Source organism: Mesorhizobium alhagi CCNWXJ12-2 (genome assembly GCF_000236565.1).
GTDB classification, from domain to species: domain Bacteria; phylum Pseudomonadota; class Alphaproteobacteria; order Rhizobiales; family Rhizobiaceae; genus Allomesorhizobium; species Allomesorhizobium alhagi.
The window spans coordinates 1-19,364 of record NZ_AHAM01000032.1 but is presented as its reverse complement, the minus strand read 5'-3'; the positions used below and the strand labels follow the sequence as shown (position 1 = coordinate 19,364).

19 protein-coding genes and 1 pseudogene are annotated in these 19,364 nt (G+C 63.3%); 9 read left to right on the top strand and 11 right to left on the bottom strand.

Annotated features, from left to right (window positions below; genetic code table 11):
• Positions 1-24 precede the first annotated feature (24 nt).
• The 3 genes from thiP to MAXJ12_RS04470 all read left to right on the top strand — a co-directional run bounded on the left by thiP (position 25) and on the right by MAXJ12_RS04470 (position 4,018).
• Entirely contained in the window at positions 25-1,638 is a 1,614-nt protein-coding gene (thiP, locus tag MAXJ12_RS04480) for a thiamine/thiamine pyrophosphate ABC transporter permease (RefSeq protein ID WP_040584861.1), read from the top strand.
• Positions 1,635-2,357 (top strand): thiamine ABC transporter ATP-binding protein, encoded by a 723-nt coding sequence (gene thiQ / locus MAXJ12_RS04475; RefSeq protein WP_008834584.1) that lies wholly within the window; start codon positions 1,635-1,637, stop codon positions 2,355-2,357. The genes thiP and thiQ overlap by 4 nt, the downstream gene beginning before the upstream one ends.
• Before the next feature lie 119 nt (positions 2,358-2,476).
• A complete protein-coding gene (locus MAXJ12_RS04470; protein ID WP_008834583.1) occupies positions 2,477-4,018 on the top strand; it encodes a M48 family metalloprotease in 1,542 nt (513 codons plus the stop codon).
• 18 nt (positions 4,019-4,036) lie between these two features.
• Here the strand turns inward: MAXJ12_RS04470 and MAXJ12_RS04465 are convergent, their stop codons facing one another.
• A complete protein-coding gene (locus MAXJ12_RS04465; protein WP_008834582.1) occupies positions 4,037-4,540 on the bottom strand; it encodes a L,D-transpeptidase family protein in 504 nt (167 codons plus the stop codon).
• A gap of 174 nt (positions 4,541-4,714) precedes the next feature.
• Here MAXJ12_RS04465 and MAXJ12_RS04460 point away from each other — a divergent pair, with 174 nt between their 5' ends.
• Both MAXJ12_RS04460 and MAXJ12_RS04455 read left to right on the top strand, forming a co-directional pair.
• Positions 4,715-5,398 (top strand): response regulator transcription factor, encoded by a 684-nt coding sequence (locus MAXJ12_RS04460; protein ID WP_008834581.1) that lies wholly within the window; start codon positions 4,715-4,717, stop codon positions 5,396-5,398.
• A 64-nt stretch (positions 5,399-5,462) separates the two neighbouring features.
• Positions 5,463-5,918, top strand: a complete 456-nt coding sequence (locus tag MAXJ12_RS04455; RefSeq protein WP_008834580.1) for a cyclic nucleotide-binding domain-containing protein — start codon at positions 5,463-5,465, stop codon at positions 5,916-5,918.
• Between the two features lie 6 nt (positions 5,919-5,924).
• Here MAXJ12_RS04455 and MAXJ12_RS04450 read toward each other — a convergent pair whose 3' ends face one another.
• The 7 genes from MAXJ12_RS04450 to tesB all read right to left on the bottom strand — a co-directional run bounded on the left by MAXJ12_RS04450 (position 5,925) and on the right by tesB (position 13,868).
• The gene (locus MAXJ12_RS04450; protein ID WP_008834579.1) at positions 5,925-6,731 is read right to left on the bottom strand and encodes an exodeoxyribonuclease III; all 807 of its coding nucleotides are present in this window, start codon (positions 6,729-6,731) and stop codon (positions 5,925-5,927) included.
• Positions 6,732-6,867: 136 nt separating this feature from the next.
• Positions 6,868-7,557: an outer membrane lipoprotein carrier protein LolA gene (locus MAXJ12_RS04445; RefSeq protein ID WP_040584868.1), complete on the bottom strand. Its 690-nt coding sequence runs from the start codon at positions 7,555-7,557 to the stop codon at positions 6,868-6,870.
• Positions 7,558-7,642: 85 nt separating this feature from the next.
• Positions 7,643-10,264, bottom strand: a complete 2,622-nt coding sequence (locus MAXJ12_RS04440; protein WP_008834577.1) for a DNA translocase FtsK — start codon at positions 10,262-10,264, stop codon at positions 7,643-7,645.
• A gap of 270 nt (positions 10,265-10,534) precedes the next feature.
• Positions 10,535-10,819, bottom strand: coding sequence for a YMGG-like glycine zipper-containing protein (locus MAXJ12_RS04435; protein ID WP_008834576.1), 285 nt, complete (start codon positions 10,817-10,819; stop codon positions 10,535-10,537).
• A gap of 211 nt (positions 10,820-11,030) precedes the next feature.
• Positions 11,031-12,407 carry an ammonium transporter gene (locus MAXJ12_RS04430; RefSeq protein WP_008834575.1) on the bottom strand — a complete coding sequence of 459 codons (1,377 nt, stop codon included), beginning with the start codon at positions 12,405-12,407 and terminating at the stop codon, positions 11,031-11,033.
• 25 nt (positions 12,408-12,432) lie between these two features.
• Positions 12,433-12,771: a P-II family nitrogen regulator gene (locus MAXJ12_RS04425; protein ID WP_008834574.1), complete on the bottom strand. Its 339-nt coding sequence runs from the start codon at positions 12,769-12,771 to the stop codon at positions 12,433-12,435.
• A 221-nt stretch (positions 12,772-12,992) separates the two neighbouring features.
• Entirely contained in the window at positions 12,993-13,868 is an 876-nt protein-coding gene (tesB, locus tag MAXJ12_RS04420) for an acyl-CoA thioesterase II (RefSeq protein WP_008834573.1), read from the bottom strand.
• Positions 13,869-13,960: 92 nt separating this feature from the next.
• Between tesB and MAXJ12_RS04415 the strand changes: the two genes are divergently transcribed.
• The 4 genes from MAXJ12_RS04415 (at position 13,961) to MAXJ12_RS04400 (ending at position 17,359) form a co-directional block, all read left to right on the top strand.
• The gene (locus MAXJ12_RS04415) at positions 13,961-15,205 is read left to right on the top strand and encodes a ubiquinone biosynthesis hydroxylase (RefSeq protein WP_008834572.1); all 1,245 of its coding nucleotides are present in this window, start codon (positions 13,961-13,963) and stop codon (positions 15,203-15,205) included.
• A gap of 121 nt (positions 15,206-15,326) precedes the next feature.
• Positions 15,327-15,680, top strand: coding sequence for a nuclear transport factor 2 family protein (locus MAXJ12_RS04410; protein WP_008834571.1), 354 nt, complete (start codon positions 15,327-15,329; stop codon positions 15,678-15,680).
• Positions 15,681-15,937: 257 nt separating this feature from the next.
• A complete protein-coding gene (locus tag MAXJ12_RS04405) occupies positions 15,938-16,729 on the top strand; it encodes a phytanoyl-CoA dioxygenase family protein (protein WP_008834570.1) in 792 nt (263 codons plus the stop codon).
• 204 nt (positions 16,730-16,933) lie between these two features.
• Positions 16,934-17,359, top strand: a complete 426-nt coding sequence (locus MAXJ12_RS04400) for an OsmC family protein (protein ID WP_008834569.1) — start codon at positions 16,934-16,936, stop codon at positions 17,357-17,359.
• Positions 17,360-17,422: 63 nt separating this feature from the next.
• Here the strand turns inward: MAXJ12_RS04400 and msrA are convergent, their stop codons facing one another.
• The 3 genes and pseudogenes from msrA to MAXJ12_RS04385 all read right to left on the bottom strand — a co-directional run.
• Positions 17,423-18,031: a peptide-methionine (S)-S-oxide reductase MsrA gene (gene msrA, locus MAXJ12_RS04395; protein ID WP_008834568.1), complete on the bottom strand. Its 609-nt coding sequence runs from the start codon at positions 18,029-18,031 to the stop codon at positions 17,423-17,425.
• A 98-nt stretch (positions 18,032-18,129) separates the two neighbouring features.
• Positions 18,130-19,116, bottom strand: a complete 987-nt coding sequence (locus MAXJ12_RS04390; RefSeq protein WP_008834567.1) for an aldo/keto reductase — start codon at positions 19,114-19,116, stop codon at positions 18,130-18,132.
• Between the two features lie 55 nt (positions 19,117-19,171).
• Positions 19,172-19,364, bottom strand: a pseudogene (locus MAXJ12_RS04385) (UxaA family hydrolase); the annotation flags it as partial.

The following is a 19,364-nucleotide window of genomic DNA, read 5'->3' as shown; positions in this document are numbered from 1 at the left end:
GTAAGGGTGAGGGGCAGCGCCGGCATGACAGCCACCAACCCTCGCGTCGCCGCCGGCATCCTTGCGCTGGCAGCGATCACAATCCTGATCGGCGGCGCGTTCGCCGGCCTGATCGTCGAGGGCGTGCAGGACACTTCCGGCGCGCTCGCCGCGTTCGACCCCTACCTGTTCCGCGTCGTGCGCTTCACGCTCTGGCAGGCGCTGCTGTCGACCGCGCTTTCGGTCGTTCCTGCGATCTTCGTCGCCCGCGCTCTGTCACGCCATCCAAGATTCCCGGGCCGTGCCCTGATCCTGCGCCTCTTCGCAGTGCCGCTGGCGCTGCCGGCCATCGTCGCCGCGCTCGGCGTGCTGGCGCTCTTTGGCCGCGCCGGCTATTTCGCTGACCTCTTCGGTAGCATCTCTGGCCAAAGCTGGCCGGGCATTTACGGCCTGTCCGGCATCCTCGTCGCGCACGTCTTCTTCAACCTGCCGCTGGCGACCCGTCTGTTTCTCGAGGCGCTCGATACAGTGCCCGCCGACCAGTGGCGGCTCGCCAGCCAACTCGGAATGGGGGCGAGATCCGCCTTCCGGCTGATCGAATGGCCAGCGCTGCGCGCCAGCCTTCCGGGCATCGCAGGGCTGGTCTTCATGCTCTGCATAACATCCTTCACCATCGTTCTGACGCTGGGCGGCGGACCGCGCGCCACCACGCTGGAAGTGGCGATCTACCAGTCGCTGCGCTTCGACATCGATCCTGCGCGCGCCGTTGCGCTAACGATCCTGCAGATCGCGCTGACCATGGCGGTGGTTGCCGCGCTGATGCGGCTCGGCGCTAATATCACCGGCGATGCCAATCTGCCTATCGCACCGCGCCGCTACGTTACCGTCAGCATGCAGGAGACAGCGTTCAATTCCGTGCTCCTCGCACTCGCGCTGCTGTTCGTCGCCGGCCCGATGCTGGCGACGGTTATCGCCGGACTGGACGCAGATCTTGCCCGATTGGCGGGTGAACCCGCGGTGCGGCAGGCGACGATAACCAGCATTGTCCTGGCGACGTTGTCTGCGGCGCTTTCGGCAACATTGGCGCTATCGCTGGTCATGGCGCGGCGGGCGCTGGCGCTGGGACGTGGAGCCGGTCGCAAGACGTTTCTGGAAAACGTGGTCGACACCGGCTCCGGCTTCGTCCTTGTCGTGCCGCCGATCGTCATCGGCGCCGGATGGTTCGTGCTCCTGCGCCATTTCGGCAATGTCTTCGCCGTGGCGCCCGCCATGGTCGTGACCGTCAATGCCATGATGGCGATGCCCTTCGCCATTCGTGCCATCCGCCCGGCCCACGATGCGGCCAGCGAGCGCCACGAGCGCCTGTGCGCGCAACTCGGCATAAGCGGCTGGAACCGGCTCCGGTTGGTCGAATGGCCGGTGCTACGACGGCCGCTGATGACGGCGCTGGCCTTCGCCATGGCGCTGTCGCTCGGCGACCTCGGCGTTATCGCGCTGTTCGGCAGTGATGCGGTGCAGACGCTGCCCTATCTGCTTCTGGCGCGCATGGGCAGCTACCGAACCGACGACGCAGCCGGGCTTGCCCTGCTGCTCGGCCTGCTCTGCCTGGCGCTTATGATGCTGACCGACCGGCTCGGAAAGGATTTTCTCCCACGATGACCACTGGCGCTGCAATCCAGCTTGACCATGTCGCCTTCAGCTATGGCGAGGCCGTGATGAATTTCGACGCCGCGATCGAAGCGTCCGCCATCACTGCGGTGATGGGCCCCAGCGGTTCCGGGAAATCGACGCTGCTCAATCTGGTAGCCGGCTTCGAGACGCCGCAGGCGGGCCGCATCCTGATCGGCGGGATGGACGTCACCAGCCTCGAGCCCGCCACACGGCCGGTATCGATGGTGTTCCAGGAGAACAATCTGTTTGCGCATCTGAGCGTAGAGCAAAATGTTGGGCTCGGTCGCTCGCCGGCGCTCAGGTTGACAGCCGAAGATCGCGAAGCGATCGCCGGCGCACTCGCCCGCACCGGCCTTGCCGGCAAGGAGAAACGCCTGCCGCGCGAGCTTTCCGGCGGCGAGCGCCAGCGCGTGGCTCTGGCTCGCGTGCTGGTGCGCGACCGCCCTGTCCTGCTCCTCGACGAGCCTTTCGCGGCGCTCGGCCCGGCGTTGCGCGACGACATGCTCGATCTTGTCCGGGGCGTGCATGAAGAGCGCGAGATGACCGTGGTTCTCGTCACCCACCGGCCAGAGGACGCGCGCCGCGTTGCGCAGCGCATGATTTTCCTCGACAATGGAACCGTCGCCGCGACAGGCGAGACGGAGTTTTTCTTCGGGCCGGATGGACCTGCGGCGTTCAGGCATTATATCGGTACGGAACAAACGTAGCTCTCCCGCCCGAAATGCCTGGAAGACGACATAATTTGCAGGCAAACCGCGCTTGAACTTTCCTGCGTGATTTGCATATGCGGTTCTTGTTCAGGTCCATGTAACGTTGATCAGTCATCATGCTCCGGATTGCCGCGAGAAAGGAACGCGTTCTGCCGACTTGCCCGACCACGGAAGCGATCTCGCCTAAGCCGGTGCGCATCACTGCGCGCTTCGGCATAGCGGTGGCGTTGGCCGCGCTCGTCACGGGCTGCCAGTCGATGACGCCCGACATCAAGGAATCCGCCTTCCAGCCTTCCAACAATCCTGTCACGGTCGACAATGTCTCGCGCAACGACAGGCTGGCCGAACTCGCGCGATCGCAGCACCCGCGCATTCTCGCCACCTATGGCGGCGAATATTCCGATCCCAAGCTCGAGCGCATGGTGGCCAAGGTGGTCGGCAATCTGACCACCGTTTCCGGCAACCCGACCCAGGCCTACCGCATAACCATCCTCAACTCTCCGAACGTCAACGCCTTCGCGTTGCCGGGCGGCTATCTCTATGTGACGCGCGGGCTGCTGGCGCTGGCCAATGATTCGGCCGAACTCGCCGCCGTCATCGCCCATGAAATGGGCCATGTCACCGCAAATCACGGCCTGCAGCGCCAGCAGAAGGAAGCCGAGGAGGTACTGGCGACCAAGGTGGTCACCGATGTTCTCGGCGAAAACCCGAACGCCAACGTGGCGCTGATCCGCGGCAAGCTTCGCCTGGCGCAATTCTCGCGCAACCAGGAACTTGAGGCCGACGCAATCGGCATCAAGGCCAGCGGGCAGGCTGGCTTCGACCCGTTCGCGGCGGGTCGCTTCCTGCAATCGATGGCCGCCTACAGCGAGATGCGCAGCGTCAGCGGCGCGACCGACCCGAACCTCGACTTCCTCGCCAGCCACCCCAACGCGCCGCAGCGCATCGATCTCGCCCAGCGCCATGCCCGCCAGTTCGGCACGCAGGGCACCGGCGTGACCGACCGGGATTCGTTTCTGGCCGGTATCGACGGGCTGCTGTTCGGCGACACGCCGGAAGAAGGCTATGTGCGCGGCAACACATTCATGCATCCACGGCTCGGCGTCTCGTTCTCGGTGCCGGCCGGTTTCGTCATTGACAACTCGGCCGCGGCGGTCACCGCCACCGGCCCGGGCGACATGGCGATCCGCTTCGACGGAGTCTCGATCGACGCCAACGTATCGCTCGCCGACTACGTCCGCAGCGGCTGGGTCGCCGGCCTGGACGAGGCCAGCGTGCGCGCCGTGACCATCAACGGCAACCAGGCGGCGGTAGCCAGCGCCCGCGCCGAAGGCTGGCAGTTCGATATCACGGTCATCCGCGCTGGCGGCCAGGTCTATCGGCTGCTGACGGCCGCGCCCTTGGCCAACACCTCGCTCGACCCGGTCGCGCGGGCGGTGAGCGGCAGCTTCAAGGCGCTGAGCGCCAGCGAAAAGGCAGCTCTCAAGCCGCTGCGCATCCGCGTCGTCACCGTCAGGCCCGGCGACACGGTCGGCTCGCTTTCCGCCCAGATGGCCGGGGTCGACAAGAAGCTGGAACTGTTCCGGCTGCTCAACGCGCTATCGCCGGGGGCGACGGTGTCTGCCGGCGACAAGGTCAAGATCGTTTCGGATCGTTAGGGCCTTAGCCAGGGCGCACTATCGCGTAACGGTCAGCACCGTCCGGTTCGAAAGAGCGGGCAACAGCCGGGCCATCACCTTGGCCGTAACCGCGACGCAGCCTTGCGTCGGTGTGAATCCCGGCCTTGCGAGATGGAAGAAGATGGCGCTGCCGCGTCCGCGCCGGCGCGGTGCGATGTTCCAGTCGAGCACGATGCAGACATCGTAGAGCCTGTCTTCGCGCAGCATGTGTTCGTGGCTGGCGGCATAAGGCAGCTTCACCGGACGGTTGTAGTTGCGATCGTCCGGAACCTCGCACCAGCCGAGGGACGCATCGATCGGGGTCATGGCCAACCGCGAATTGCCGGGCGCAAACCGGTCGCGGCGAAAGTAGCCTGAGAGGATGCGCATGCGCGCCAGCGGTGTCGCGCCATCGCCTTCGCGCTTGCGCGAGGATATGCCGCCGCGGCCAAGAGCGCACGGAAACACCGTCCCGCCGACATTCAGGAGCCCTTTGCAGCGGTCGCCCGGCTTCGCCCGCACGGTCAGCGCCGAAAGGCCGCCCCGTAATTTTGCCCCGGCCCCATTGCGTTCACGTTTTTTAGAGTATGATCGCATTGTGAAGCAAATCACCGTGATTGGCTGTTCCGACGGCTACGTTCCGCATAAACGATGAACGGTCAATAGAATTTTCTTTTAGAAACAACGGATTGATCCATGACATCCCGAACCATCCTGATTGTTGACGACGATGACGACCTGCGCACCACACTTGTTGAGCAACTGTCTCTCTACGAGGAATTCGACGTCTTGCAGGAAGCCACCGCGGCCAAGGGCGTTGCGGTAGCCCGCGCCGGGCTCATCGATCTCCTGGTAATGGATGTGGGGCTACCGGACATGGACGGTCGCGAAGCCGTCAAGCTTCTGCGCAAGGGTGGTTACAAGGCCCCTATCATCATGCTGACTGCCCACGACACCGATTCCGACACCATTCTGGGTCTTGAGGCGGGCGCCAACGATTACGTAACCAAGCCGTTTCGCTTCGCCGTCCTGCTCGCCCGCATCCGCGCCCAGCTGCGCCAGCACGAGCAGAGCGAGGACGCTACCTTTTCGGTCGGTCCCTATACGTTCAAGCCCAGCCAGAAGCTGCTGATCGACCAGCGTGGGGCAAAGGTCCGGCTTACCGAAAAGGAAGCCTCGATCATTAAATATCTCTATCGCGCCGACCAGAAAGTGGTGACCCGCGACATCCTTCTCGAGGAGGTCTGGGGCTACAATTCCGGCGTCACCACGCACACTTTGGAGACGCACGTTTACCGGCTTCGCCAGAAGATCGAGCGCGATCCTTCCAATGCAGAAATTCTTGTGACAGAAAGCGGCGGATACAAGCTGGTTCCGTAACCGGTTCTTCGGCGGTGGGGGCCGTCGAAGGAGGGAGGGATCGGCGCCGTGAATCGGGGACACAATGGCGCTGGATGACGAAATTCGCATCCTGTCCGGCGTGAGGCTTTTTGAGGGCTTCAGCCAGGAACAGCTGCGTCTGCTCGCCTTCGGCGCCGAAACCATGCACCTTGCGGCCGACAGAAAGCTCTATCGCGAGGACGACGAGGCCGACTCCGCCTATGTCGTGATCAAGGGGACGATAAGCCTGTTTCGCGAACAGGGCGACCAGCGCATTCCCGTCGGCACGGCCGAGGCCGGCGCAATGCTGGGCGAACTGGCCCTGATCGCCGATACAAGAAGGCTTACAAGCGCCGCGGCTGCAACCGACGCCGAAATCCTGCGGCTGAACCGCAAGATGTTCCACCGCATCCTGGAAGAGTACCCCGATCTCGCAATCACGCTGCGCCAGCGCATCGTTGACGATCTGCAGGCGCTCGTGCGCCGCATCGAAGAAGTTGCCGCACGTTTCGAGAGCTAAAGTCTCTCAATCGAGATCGAACCGCGCAATAACCGGCACATGGTCGGACGGCCGGTCCCAACCGCGCGCTTCGCGCAGGATCTCGATGCCGGAGAGGCTTGCTGCCAGGTTTGGCGACGACCAGACATGGTCGAGGCGGCGTCCGCGGTTCGAGAGCTCCCAGTCCTGGGCGCGGTAGCTCCACCAGGTATAGAGCTTCTGGTCGAGCGGCACATTGAGCCGCATCAGGTCCACCCAGTCGCCGGCTTTGCGCATCGCTTCGAAGCTTTCGGTCTCCACAGGCGTATGGCTGACGACATTGAGAAGCTGCTTGTGCGACCAGACATCGTGTTCGAGCGGCGCGATGTTCAGGTCGCCAACCAGAAGCGATCCGGAAAGTTCGTCATGTTCGGCTCGGATTGCATTCATTTCGGAAACGAAATCAAGCTTATGGCGGAACTTCCAGTTGATCTCCGGATCGGGTTCGTCGCCTCCGGCCGGAACGTAGAAATTGTGCACCAGAAGCGACTTGCCACCGGCAGCTATGCGCACCGAAAGATGCCGGCAGTCGCCCTTCACGCAGAAATCGCGCTTCTCGATAGTTTCGATCGGCCGGCGGGCGATTGTCGCCACGCCATGATAGCCTTTCTGACCGCTGATCGAGATGTGCTCATAGCCGAGCTTTCGAAACGCCGCGAAAGGAAACAGATCGTCGGGACATTTCGTTTCCTGAAGACACAAAATGTCGGGCGCGCGCTCGAGCAGAAGCCGCTCGATGATCGGCATGCGCAGCCGTACGGAATTGATGTTCCAGGTGGCGATGGTGAATGTCATGAGGAGATCCGGACGAAAGACAAGGTCCGGAAACTGGCAGCGCGGCGCTTGGATTACAAGCAGGCCGCCCAATCAAGCGGGCGCTCCCGGGCCTTTCCACAGTTAAAGCCCGGGAGCGATCCTAGCGCCAAGTCTGCTAGCGGCTCGAATGCCTCTTCTTGTTCAGATCGATATTGCGCTTGTAGTCGATCTTGAACAGGTCCTGATCGATCTTCACGCCCTGCTGTACGTTGAAGATCATCACCGTCGTGTCCTTGCCCTGCGCGTCGGTTATGGTCCACTGGCGCAGATCGTAGGATTTCGGATCGAACATCATGGTGATGCGCGAATTGCCGAAGACCGATTTGTCGGCGAGCTGGATCGTCGTCAGATCGTCCTCTTCCTTGACGCTCCTGACCTTATTGCCGGACAGGTCGATGCGCTCATCGAGCAGCAGCTTGAGCGGCGTCTTCGACAGCGGATAGAGGTCCATCGTATTCATTTTCTTGTTGTCGAGCACGACCGATTGCCCGTCGGAGATTACCTTGAAACCCGATGAGCCTTCATAGTTGAAGCGGATCTTGCCCGGGCGTTCAATGTAGAACTTGCCACCGGTCTGTTCGCCGCGCGGCCCGAACTGCACGAATTCGCCGGTCATGGTGCGGACACTGGCAAAGTGGTCGGCGATCTTCTGCGCCGCTTCGGAGGCCGCAGCATGGGCCGGGGAGACAAGGCCGAGGCCGGCGGCCGACTGGATGGCGAAACCACCCGCGGCGAAGAGGGCCAGACCAAGAAATGCACGTCGCGTCGCGGAGCCGCGGGTCGGATTCAGGATGTCGTTTGTCATGACTGTGGTCACTTTCGCGTTCATCAAAACTTGCGCCTGTCGATATTGAGTTAGTTGGGCTTAAGTTTGGCGGCGGCAAGAGCGGCTAGAACTTGTCCTCCTCGGTCGGCACCAGGATTTCACGCTTTCCGGCGTGGTTGGCTGGGCCGACGATGCCTTCCCTCTCCATCTTTTCGATGATCGAGGCGGCGCGGTTATAGCCGATGCCGAGCCGGCGCTGGATGTAGCTTGTAGAGGCTTTGCCGTCCCGCAGCACCACCGAGACCGCCTGATCGTAAGGATCATCGGAATCCTCGAAATTGCCTCCGCCGGAGCCGCCGCCCGGCCGCGAACCTCCGTCCTCGTCGTCCTCGTCCTCGTCCTCAGTGATCGCGTCGAGATATTCGGGCACGCCTTGCAGCTTGAGGTGGGCGACCACCTTCTCGACCTCGTCGTCCGAAACGAAAGGCCCGTGCACACGCTGGATACGCCCGCCGCCGGCCATGTAGAGCATGTCGCCCATGCCGAGCAGCTGTTCGGCGCCCTGCTCGCCCAGGATGGTGCGGCTGTCGATCTTGGAGGTGACCTGGAACGAGATGCGGGTCGGGAAATTGGCCTTGATCGTGCCGGTGATGACGTCGACGGAGGGCCGCTGCGTCGCCATGATGACATGGATGCCGGCCGCGCGCGCCATCTGCGCGAGCCGTTGCACTGCGCCTTCGATGTCCTTGCCGGCGACCATCATCAGGTCGGCCATCTCGTCGATGATGACGACGATGAAGGGCATCGGCTCGAGATCGAGACTTTCCGTTTCGTAGACGGCCTCGCCGGTCTGCTTGTCGAAGCCGGTCTGGACCGTGCGCGAGATGCGTTCGCCCTTCTTCTCGGCCAAAGCGACGCGCTGGTTGAATCCTTCGATGTTGCGCACGCCAACCTTCGACATCTTCCGGTAGCGGTCTTCCATCTCCCGCACCGTCCACTTCAGCGCCACGACCGCCTTCTTCGGGTCGGTCACCACCGGGGTGAGCAGATGCGGGATGCCGTCATAGACCGACAGCTCCAGCATTTTCGGATCGATCATGATCAGCCGGCACTCCTGCGGTGTCATACGGTAGAGCAAGGACAGGATCATGGTGTTGATCGCCACCGACTTGCCCGAGCCCGTGGTGCCGGCGACGAGCACGTGCGGCATCTTGGCGATGTCGACGATCACCGCCTCGCCATTGATCGTCTTGCCGAGCGCCAGCGCAAGCTTGGCCTTGGTCGTCTCGAAATCGCGGCTCGCCAGGATTTCGCGCAGATAGACCGTCTCGCGCTTGGCGTTGGGCAGTTCGATGCCGATGGCATTGCGGCCCGGCACGACGGCGACGCGGGCGGCGATCGCGCTCATCGAACGGGCAATGTCGTCGGCAAGGCCGATAACGCGCGACGATTTGATGCCCGGCGCCGGCTCCAATTCGTAGAGCGTCACCACTGGACCCGGCCGAACATGGATGATCTCGCCCTTGACGCCGAAATCCTCCAGCACGCCTTCGAGCAGCCTTGCATTCTGCTCCAGCGCGTCTTTCGACAGCGAAGCGTCGCGCACCACGTTCTTCGGTTCGCTCAGGAAATGCAGCGTCGGCATCTCGAACTTGGAGGAACCGATCAGCGAAGCCTGCGCCTCGCGCTGCACCCGCGCGCCCGGCGCCGGACGTGGAGCGGGGCCTTCCACCCGAACCGGCGAAGGCGAGCGGAAATTCGGCGCCTGCGGGCTGCCGGTGCGCCCTTCAACCTCAGGCGAGAAATCCGCAACCTCATCGTCATCCGGGTCGATGGAGGGGGCGCGTCCATCGGACACCATGGCCGCGAAGAATTCAGGCTCGACCCGCGCACGGCCCCTGGCGCTGACCCTGGCTTCGGCCATCTCGGCAAACTCGACGCGCTCGGCGGCGCGCCGCCAGCCGCTCTGCGGGCGAATCTCATCGAAGCCGTCATCGCGGCTGCGGCGATTTGCTGCCCGGCGGCGAAAGAACGCCCGGATCGAGAGCCACCAATGGGTGATGGCGCCGAGGGCGAGGACGCCTTCGTCGTCATCGTCGTCGTCGTTGCCGAGCACCAGATTGTCCGGCTCGCGCTCGTCGCGGAGCGGCGCCTGATCCATCGGCGCAAAGCCGTTGCGGCGCGACAGCAGCCCCGAGCCGTAAGCCGAAAGCCAGATTGCGGGGCCGGCAAAGACCATGACGAGCAGGCTGGCGACCCAGCCCGTCGGATAGCCGCCGGTCGCAAGCGACGGCAGCTTCAGCACCATGTCCCCGAACACGCCGCCCAATCCGGAGGGCAGCGGCCAGGTCGGCGGCGCTATCACGCAGCCGGCGATCGCAGCGAACAGCAGTGAAGCGCCGAACCATGCCAGCGCCCGCCGCGGCATCTTGTCGACGCCGCGCGCCGTGGCGAAAAAGAACCCCCAGATCACCGCCGGAACGAGGGCGGCGACCGAAGACAGGCCGTAGAATTGCATGGCAAGGTCGGAAAAGACCGCGCCGGGATAGCCCATCGCATTGGTCACCGGATTTGCGGTGGCATGGCTGAAACTCGGATCGGCGACGTTCCACGTCCCGAGGCTGGCGAGGCCGAATGCGACGAAGGCGAAAAGCGCCAGGCCGACTGCGCGGCCAACCTGCCGGCGTGCAAATGCCTGAAAGCCGTGCCCCGTATCGGTCAGCGCGAATTGTGTGGCTGAACGCATTCCCGTTCCCCGTCCGCAATAAATGGCGCCCGACGACAAATCTCGGGCAGATTCGGCTTCCAGCCTATCGGGGGGAAGGTTAAGGGCGCATTAACCATGCATCTTCCCGGGGGCTTATGCCTCGGCAGCGCGTGCTTGCCATTCCGCCCACGAAACGGCGCGTTTTCATCAAGCCGCCGATGGCGGCTTGATGGTTCTTCTTGCTGAAAGGCGGCTGGGCGGCCGGAGGCGCGAACATGCTGCGCCCGATCCGCCCGGCAGGTCAGGTGCCTAGCACGGTGCGGTGTAGATCGAGCCATCCGAACGCTGGTACCGGCAATATTGCGGACGTGGAGTGGTCGCAGTACCGACGGCAGCGCCAAGAAGTGCGCCCGCGCCCGCGCCCACGACCGTCGATTTGGTGTTGCCGCCGATGGCCTGGCCGGCGAGAGCGCCGACGCCGGCGCCAACCAATGCGCCGGTACCGGCGCGCTGCTGCTGTTCGCTCGTTGCGCAACCGGCGAGCGACATTGCCAGAAGGGTGGAGGCGACAACGGCAAGCTTGCGAGATCTCATGATACTGCTCCTCGAATGTGCCCACCCTCGCCGGATAGTTCACAATCGGCGTCCAGCGTCAACCTCGTGTCGACGGCCCGCTCCTGCCGGTCATGGCGCCTTCGAGTGCACGAGAGAAAAAAGAACCCGGCCGCGGAGCCGGGTTCAGGTGCGGGAGACTTTCGCCGCCCGACGGGATTTCCGCTGCTACCGGGACTGCGCCCGGCAGAGATCAGCTGTGGTAGGCGACCTCGCCATGTGAGGTGAGGTCGAGGCCCTGCGATTCGGCTTCGACGGTCGGCCGCAGGCCGACGATCGCGTCGACGACCTTGTAGAGGATCGCCGAGATCACGCCGCACCAGACGATGGTGACCAGCACAGCCAGGATCTGGGTCCAGACCTGTCCGCCCATCGTCACGCCTTCGGCATAGCCGATACCGCCGAGTGAAGCCGACGCGAAGATGCCGGTTCCGATCGCGCCAACGATGCCGCCGATGCCGTGGATGCCGAACACGTCGAGCGAGTCGTCATAGCCGGCTTTGATCTTCACGACCGTGACGAAGTAGTAGCAGAACGCGCTGGCAATGGCGCCGAGCACGATCGCTCCAACCGGGCCGATCAGGCCGGCGGCGGGCGTCACCGCAACCAGACCGGCGATCATGCCGGAAGCTGCGCCGAGCATGGAGGCCTTGCCGCGGGCGAGCGATTCGATGCCCACCCAGGCTATTATCGCGCCGGCAGTTGCGGTGAAGGTGTTGATCATTGCAAGCGCCGCGCCGCCAGTTGCTTCGAGGTTGGAGCCGGCGTTGAAGCCGAACCAGCCGACCCACAGGATCGATGCGCCGACCATGGTGAGAGTCATGGAATGCGGCGCCATGTTGTCGCGTCCGTAGCCGCTGCGCTTGCCGATCATGATCGAGCCGACCAGGGCCGCGATGCCGGCATTGATGTGCACGACGGTGCCGCCGGCAAAATCGAGAGCGCCCCAGCCGAACAGTAGACCGCTGGCGTCCCACACCATATGGGCGATTGGGAAGTAGACGAACGTCACCCAGAGCACGACGAAGAGCAGAACCGCCGAAAATTTGATGCGCTCGGCGAAGGCGCCGATGATAAGCGCCGGCGTAATGCACGCGAAGGTCATCTGGAAGCAGATGAACACCAATTCGGGGATGACGACGCCTTCCGAGAAGGTGGCGGCGGTGCTGTCAGGCGTCACGCCAGCCAGGAACAGCTTGCCAAGGCCGCCCCAGTAGGGGCTGGTGCCGCCGCCGAAAGCGAAGGAATAGCCGTAGAGAACCCAGATGATCATGACGGTCGCCACGATCATCGTGCACTGCATGAGCACGGAAAGCATGTTCTTGGCGCGGACCAGGCCGCCGTAGAACAGAGCGAGGCCCGGAAGTGCCATGAACAGGACGAGGATGGTCGAAAGCATCATCCAGGTCGTGTCTCCCTTGTCGGGGACGGGTGCGGCGGCTGCGGCCGCATCGGCCGCGGCGGGCGCGGTTTCCTGGGCGAAGGCGGCAAGCGTGCCGAATGCCGTCAGCGCCAGTGCACCGAGCACGGCGGTGCGCGCCAGCGGCGCAAAACTTTCTGAAATTTTCATTGGTGTCTCCATGACTGCTGGCGGCTCAAAGCGCGTCGGTGTCTGTTTCGCCGGTGCGGATGCGCACGGCCTGATCGATCGAGAAGACGAAGATTTTTCCGTCGCCGATCTGCCCGGTCTTGGCCGTGGCGGTGATCGCTTCCACGGCCTTGTCGACAAGATCGGTTGCGACCGCGACTTCGATCTTGATCTTCGGCAGGAAGCTGACCGCGTATTCGGCCCCGCGATAGATTTCTGTATGGCCCTTCTGACGCCCGTAGCCTTTGACTTCGGTGACGGTCAGGCCCTGGATCCCGACGGCGGTGAGCGCTTCGCGCACCTCGTCGAGCTTGAACGGCTTGATGATTGCCATCACGATTTTCATAAGGTTTCACCCTTTGCTGATGCGGATCCCCGCAATTGCGCGACATCGCCGAGCCACCGAAGGCAGCCGATGAGTAATGAGCGCAATTCAAGCTCCGTGCCAGTTGCCGTGGGACCTCGTTAACCGTTTGGAAATCAAAGGATAAGAGGGATTGCAGGGCTGCACTGCAAGCAGACGCGGCAAATCGACTGCTCGAAAAATAGGCAATTTTTCAAAATTGCCTATTCGGCGGGCTGGTGCCTCAATCTTATCAGTCCCTCCTGGGCGACGGAGGCGATCAGCGTGCCGTCCCTCCCATAAAGCGCGCCGCGGGTAAAACCGCGCGAACCTTGCGACGAGGGGCTGTCCTGGGTGTAGAGAATCCAGTCGTCGAGCCGGTGCGGCCGGTGGAACCACATCGCATGGTCCAGGCTCGCGGCCTGGATGTCCGGATCGAACACCGCCCGCCCATGTGCGAAGGTCGAGGTGTCGAGCAGAGTCATGTCGGAAAGATAAGCTAGAACCGCGGCCTGCGTGGCCCGGTCCGCCGGCACCGGCCCGGCGGTGCGTATCCAGATATTCTGCTCCGGGGCGAGCTTCTCGCGGCTGGTATAGTGCTTGAGCATGACCGGTTTCATGTCGATAGGCCGCTCTCGCTCCCAGTAGCGCTTGATGCCCTCCGGCACGGCGTCGCCGTATTTGCCGATGAGTTCCTGCTGCGTCATCAGGGTGTCGGGGGCCGGCACGTCGAGCGGCATCGGCACCTGATGCTCCAGGCCGTGTTCTTCGCCCTGGAACGACGCTTCGAGCGAGAAGATCGCGTGGCCGTGCTGGATCGCCACCACCCTGCGCGTGGTGAAGCTGCCGCCGTCGCGGATACGGTCGACCTCGTAGATGATCGGCACCTTGGTATCGCCGGGACGCATGAAATAGCCGTGCAGCGAATGAACATGGCGGTCGGGATTGACCGTCCGCTGGGCCGCGACAAGCGCCTGCGCGATCGTCTGGCCGCCGAACACCCTTTGCCAGTCGAGCTTTGGACTGCGACCACGATAGAGGTTGTGTTCGAGCTTCTCGAGGTCGAGAATGGACAGAAGCTCTTGCATGGCCGCCGACATTTTCAGGCCTTTTGGAACCGCGTGGAACTGCCCGGGTTTCGAACAGGAACGGCGGAGCAAGTCAAGCCGGCCGAAGACGGAGGAATGTGACGATGCCATACAAGCGACCGGCAGCAGAGCGGCCTCCCCTCGACGTACTGGTCGCCGGAGCGGGCTATGTCGGGTTAGCCGCGGCAGTCTCGATGAAGCAGGCGAGACCGAATCTGGCAATTGCGGTGGTCGACGCCGCGCCCGAAGGCATCTGGGAAAAGGACGGCCGAGCCTCGGCGATAGCCGCAGCCGCCTGCCGCATGCTCTCCCGGCTCGGCTGCTGGGAAGAGATTGAGCTGCAGGCCCAGCCCATCAACGACATGATCGTGACCGATTCGCGCACCAGCGACCCGGTGCGCCCTGTGTTCCTCACCTTCGGCGGCGAGGCGGTGACTGGCGAACCTTTCGCGCACATGGTCGCCAACAAGACCCTCAACGGCGCGCTTCGCCGGCGCGCCGCCGAACTCGGCATCGACATCATCGAGGGCGTGGCCGTCCGCGCCTTCGAAACCGGCATCGCCAATGTGCTGGTGCACCTTGCCGACGGCATTTCGCTCGAAGCACGGCTGCTGGTCGCAGCCGACGGCGTCAATTCACGGCTGCGCGACATGGCCGGCATCAAGACGGTGAAGTGGGAATATGGACAGTCCGGCATCGTTTGCACCGTGGCGCATGAGCGGCCGCACAATGGCCGCGCCGAGGAGCATTTCCTGCCGGCGGGCCCGTTCGCGATCCTGCCCTTGATGGGCAATCGCTCGTCGATTGTGTGGACCGAGCGGACGGAAGACGCCGAAAAGCTCGTCAACGGCGACGAACTGGTCTTCGAGATCGAGCTGGAGCAGCGTTTCGGCCTCAAGCTCGGCGAAATCCGTGTCGAGGACAAGCCCCGCGCCTGGCCGCTCGGCCTGACCCTGGCGCGAGCCTTCGTGAAACCGCGCTTCGCGCTCTGCGGGGATGCCGCGCACGGCATCCATCCGATCGCCGGGCAGGGGCTCAATCTCGGCTTCAAGGATGCGGCCGCGCTCGCCGAGACCGTCGTCGAGGCAGACCGGCTGGGACAGGACATCGGCGCACTCGACGTCTTGCAGCGCTACGAGCGCTGGCGGCGTTTCGATACGGTGCAGATGGGCATCACCACCGACGTCTTGAACCGCCTGTTCTCCAACGACTTTGCGCCGCTGCGGACCGTCCGCGACATCGGGCTTGGGCTGGTCGACCGCATGCCGATGATCAAGGGCTTCTTCATCCGCCAGGCTTCCGGCCTGTCGGGCGCCATGCCGAGGCTGCTCCGGGGCGAGCCGATCTGACCGCGAGCGGCCGGAGCGAAATGATCCTGACACGGCGTTGTCAGCTACTTGTCGCGGGTGCGGTGGCATACTCGCGAGAGGTTCGGTAGCTGGAACTTGTCTCAACAGAGGAGAAACGCCGATGACCACCGCAGAGCTTGCCAAGGATTTCACGGAGCTTCTCAAGCAGGGCAACGACGAAGCCGCCGCTGCGAAATACAATGCCGACGACATTGTCAGCTATGAAGCCATGGAGGGGCCAATGGCTGTCTGCCACGGCAAGGACGCTGTGAAGCAGAAGGGCGATTGGTGGCGCGAGAACCATGAGGTTCATGGAGGCTCGGTCGAGGGGCCCTTCGTCAACGGCGATCAATTCGCCCTCCGTTTCAAGTACGACATTACGCCCAAAGCGACCGGAGAACGCGTCACGATGGACGAGGTCGGTCTATATACGGTCAAGGGCGGCAAGATCACCGAAGAGCGCTTTTTCTATTAGGAGCAGATAGACGACATTGCTAAGAGTCGAGCCCGCCGCTCCGGAAAGGTGGAGTGGTGGGCTGTCCGGGGGCTCCTGGTCGGGATGCTTGATGTCCGGGTTTTCTTGATTCCGCCTTCCGGCCGGTATACGTTCCCGGCATGACGTTCATCTCCACATTCTTCCCGCTGATCTGAACGGCCCAAGTCGTTCCGGCGCATCAGCGCCGATCAGATCAACGGCTCCGCTGACGCGGTGGCCGAAATGGAGAATGTGTAATGCCCAAAACCGAGCACATCGGCCTGACCTCCCATCAGGTCAAGAACTTCATCGACGACGGCTTCGTCAAAATCGAAAATGCCTTCAGCACCAGCCTTGCGAAGCAAGGCAGGGACGAGCTGTGGGCGGATATTGGCCTGTCGCCGGACGAGCCCGAAAGCTGGACTCGGCCAGTTATACGAGTGGCGTCCAAGTCTTCGCCTCCCTTCATTGAAGCCGCCAACACGCCGCAGCTGCACAAGGCTTACGATCAACTCGTTGGCGAGGATCGCTGGCTTGCGCCTAAAGGCCTCGGAACCTTTCCGATCCGCTTTCCCTCACCAGAATCCCCTGGTGATGATGGCTGGCATGTGGACATGAGTTTTGGCGACGACAATCTGGATTTCATGGAGTGGCGTGCCAACGTGAAGAGCAGCGGACGGGCATTGCTAATGCTCTTCCTGTTCTCGGATGTTGGTTCCGATGATGCGCCCACGAAGATACGGAAAGGTTCGCATGCCACCATTGCGCGGGAGTTGCTGCCCTATGGCGACGCGGGAGCGACACTCAGGCAACTCTCTGCCAACGGCTTCGTCTCTACGGAAGATTGCGAGGTTGAACTGGCAACTGGTGCGGCAGGCACGGTCTATCTGTGCCATCCGTTCCTCGTCCATGCCGCGCAACCTCACCGTGGGGAATGTCCGCGCTTCATGGCACAACCGCCGCTGCTGCCGAGAGGTGAGTTTGATCCGGCCCTGCCGCCATCGCCGGTTCAGATCGCCATCCGTCGGGCTTGTGGGCTGACATCCTAATCAGACAGTGCCCGGGATCGCCGAGCGGTCCCGGGCACTCCAATGCTGCCCGCTAAAGTCCCCTGAGTGGTCATGCCAAGTCGCTGGATTAATGGGTCCTGACCCTGGAAAAATTGCAGCACGCTTATAGCTTGCGTGAAGCCAATCGCTATATTTGCTTCCGTGGCCGCGGCGCCGGCCCTAATTCAGCCCAAGGAGATTTCGATGGACCGACACGCAACAGCCGTCTGGAAAGGCGCACTGAAAGATGGTTCCGGCACGCTGGACAGCCAGAGCGGCGCGATCGCAAAGCTGCCCTATTCGTTCAAGGGCCGGTTCGAGGACGAGAGCGGCAAGTCGGGCACCAATCCGGAAGAACTGATCGCCGCCGCCCATGCCGGCTGCTACGCCATGCAGCTTTCGCACTTCCTCGCCGAGAACGGCACGCCCGCCGAAAAGCTCGACGCCAAGGCGGTGGTCACGCTGGTTCCGGGTACAGGCATCACCGGCAGCGCACTGACGCTGGTCGGCACCGTGGCCGGCATCGACGAGGCGAAATTCAAGGAGTTGGCGGAAAAGGCCAAGGCTGAATGCCCGGTGTCCAAGGCGCTCGGCGCTATCAACGTTTCGCTCGACGCCCGCCTGGGCTGAGCGATCGATGCAATGAAAACGGGCGCTCGATACGGGCGCCCGTTTATTTTTCCATCCTGGCGCTCAGTGGCTCGCGATGCCCTGGAGCGCGGCCTCGCCCCAAAGTTCCTCAAGGCGCGCATCGCGGCCGCAGGCGCTGCGGTAGTATTTGTAGCGGAGCGGGTTCTTCTTGTAATAATCGAGGTGATAGCCCTCGGCCTGCCAGAATGTGCGGGCCGGCTCGATCGGCGTGACGATGGGCCGGCCGAGCGCGGCTTCGGCCTCCGCCTTGGCTTTCTCGGCCGCGGCCTTCTGGGCCTTGTCGGTCACGTAGATTGCGGTGGTGTAGGCGTGGCCGCGGTCGCAGAACTGCCCGCCATCGTCGGTCGGGTCGACCGAACGGAAAAACACGTTCACGAGCTTGTCGAAACTCGTCCTGGCCGGATCGAACTCGATCTTCACCACTTCGCGGTGGCCCTCATGGTTCTGGTAGGTGGGATTTTGCAGCGTTCCGCCCGAATAACCCGAAGTCGTCGAGATCACGCCCGGCACGTAGTCGAAATCGCTTTCGACGCACCAGAAGCAGCCGCCGGCGAAGATGGCGACCTGCGTTTCAGCCGAGACGGCAGGCCCCGGCATGAACAGGCCGGCGGCAAGGGCAAACAAGGCGGCGCTGAGCGATCTGGAAAACATCTGTGGAGGTCTCCTCTTCGCTGGAAGACGTAGCGCATCCCCGCACTGTCTCAAAGTCAAGCCGCAACAATCCTGCGTGATCGTGCGTCGACCGGTTTTCAGCGGATCGTGTAAAGCTCGAACTCCGCAAAGGCTGCCTCCGGAACCGCTATCGCCAAAAGATCGAGATTGCGCTTGAGGGTTGCCGGCGAGGCGGTGCCGAGGAGCATGGTCGCGACGACCGGATTGCGCAATGGAAACGCCAGCGCGGCAGCCGCCAGCGGAACGCCCCTGGCTTCCGCGACCCGCTGCATGCCGGCGACGCGCGCCAGAATGTCGGGTGAGGCCGGGCCGTAGTCGAAATTCGCGCCCGCGACCGGCCCGGTCGCCAATATGCCGGAATTGAACGCCCCGCCTATCACCAGCGACGTCTTCTGCTCCTCGCAAAGCGCCAGCAGTTCGGGTTCCGCCGAACGGTCGAGCAGCGAGTACCGTCCGGCGAGAAGGATGCAGTCGAGCGGAGCCTGCCGCATCACGTCGAGGCAGATCTGCACTTCGTTGACGCCAAGCCCATAGGCGGCGATGACGCCCGACGACTTCAGCTTGTCGAGCGCCTTCAGTCCCGATTCCATCAGCTGGCGGAAATGGAGTTTCGTCTTCTCCACGCCATGCGTGTAGACGCCGATGTCGTGGACGAACAGGATGTCGATCCTGTTCAGGCCGAGCCTGGCATAGCTGAAGTCGACCGAGCGCATGATGCCGTCATAGCTGTAGTCGTAATCGACGGCGAAGGGCAGCGGATCGACATAGCTGTGGTCCGGGACCTCGTGCTCGGGCACCGGCCGAAGCAGCCGGCCAACCTTGGTCGAGAGCACGTAGTCGTCGCGGGGTTTGTCGCGAAGAAAGTCGCCGAACCGCCGCTCCGACAGGCCGAAGCCATAGAATGGGGCGGTGTCGAAATAGCGGATGCCGGCATCCCAGGCGCTTTGCAGCGTCTCCATCGCCGTCTCGCGCGGGCAGGAGCGGTAGAGTCCGCCGAGCGACGCCCCGCCAAAGCCGACCTCGGTGGTTTCAAGCCCGGTCTGCCCGATGCGCCTCTTGTTCATTCGTGCCCCTTGTTCTGGATGGATGGTCCGATCGCTGGTCAGCCGGCGCCCGGCGCTACATCACCGCGCCGACCTGCCAGGGCACGAACTCATTGTCGCCATAGCCGAGTTCTTCGGACTTGCTTCGCTTGCCGGAAGCGACGGCGAGAATCTCGTCGAAAATCTCGCGGCCCTTCTCCTCCACGGTCACCCCTGCGAGGATGTCGCCGCAATTGATGTCCATGTCCTCGACCATGCGCTCATACATC

Coding starts and splice junctions, on each gene's coding strand:
- thiP (WP_040584861.1), top strand. CDS start 25: ATGACAGCCACCAACCCTCGCGTCGCCGCCGGCATCCTTGCGCTGGCA.
- thiQ (WP_008834584.1), top strand. CDS start 1,635: ATGACCACTGGCGCTGCAATCCAGCTTGACCATGTCGCCTTCAGCTAT.
- MAXJ12_RS04470 (WP_008834583.1), top strand. CDS start 2,477: ATGCTCCGGATTGCCGCGAGAAAGGAACGCGTTCTGCCGACTTGCCCG.
- MAXJ12_RS04460 (WP_008834581.1), top strand. CDS start 4,715: ATGACATCCCGAACCATCCTGATTGTTGACGACGATGACGACCTGCGC.
- MAXJ12_RS04455 (WP_008834580.1), top strand. CDS start 5,463: ATGGCGCTGGATGACGAAATTCGCATCCTGTCCGGCGTGAGGCTTTTT.
- MAXJ12_RS04450 (WP_008834579.1), bottom strand. CDS start 6,731: ATGACATTCACCATCGCCACCTGGAACATCAATTCCGTACGGCTGCGC.
- MAXJ12_RS04445 (WP_040584868.1), bottom strand. CDS start 7,557: ATGACAAACGACATCCTGAATCCGACCCGCGGCTCCGCGACGCGACGT.
- MAXJ12_RS04440 (WP_008834577.1), bottom strand. CDS start 10,264: ATGCGTTCAGCCACACAATTCGCGCTGACCGATACGGGGCACGGCTTT.
- MAXJ12_RS04435 (WP_008834576.1), bottom strand. CDS start 10,819: ATGAGATCTCGCAAGCTTGCCGTTGTCGCCTCCACCCTTCTGGCAATG.
- MAXJ12_RS04430 (WP_008834575.1), bottom strand. CDS start 12,407: ATGAAAATTTCAGAAAGTTTTGCGCCGCTGGCGCGCACCGCCGTGCTC.
- MAXJ12_RS04425 (WP_008834574.1), bottom strand. CDS start 12,771: ATGAAAATCGTGATGGCAATCATCAAGCCGTTCAAGCTCGACGAGGTG.
- tesB (WP_008834573.1), bottom strand. CDS start 13,868: ATGTCGGCGGCCATGCAAGAGCTTCTGTCCATTCTCGACCTCGAGAAG.
- MAXJ12_RS04415 (WP_008834572.1), top strand. CDS start 13,961: ATGCCATACAAGCGACCGGCAGCAGAGCGGCCTCCCCTCGACGTACTG.
- MAXJ12_RS04410 (WP_008834571.1), top strand. CDS start 15,327: ATGACCACCGCAGAGCTTGCCAAGGATTTCACGGAGCTTCTCAAGCAG.
- MAXJ12_RS04405 (WP_008834570.1), top strand. CDS start 15,938: ATGCCCAAAACCGAGCACATCGGCCTGACCTCCCATCAGGTCAAGAAC.
- MAXJ12_RS04400 (WP_008834569.1), top strand. CDS start 16,934: ATGGACCGACACGCAACAGCCGTCTGGAAAGGCGCACTGAAAGATGGT.
- msrA (WP_008834568.1), bottom strand. CDS start 18,031: ATGTTTTCCAGATCGCTCAGCGCCGCCTTGTTTGCCCTTGCCGCCGGC.
- MAXJ12_RS04390 (WP_008834567.1), bottom strand. CDS start 19,116: ATGAACAAGAGGCGCATCGGGCAGACCGGGCTTGAAACCACCGAGGTC.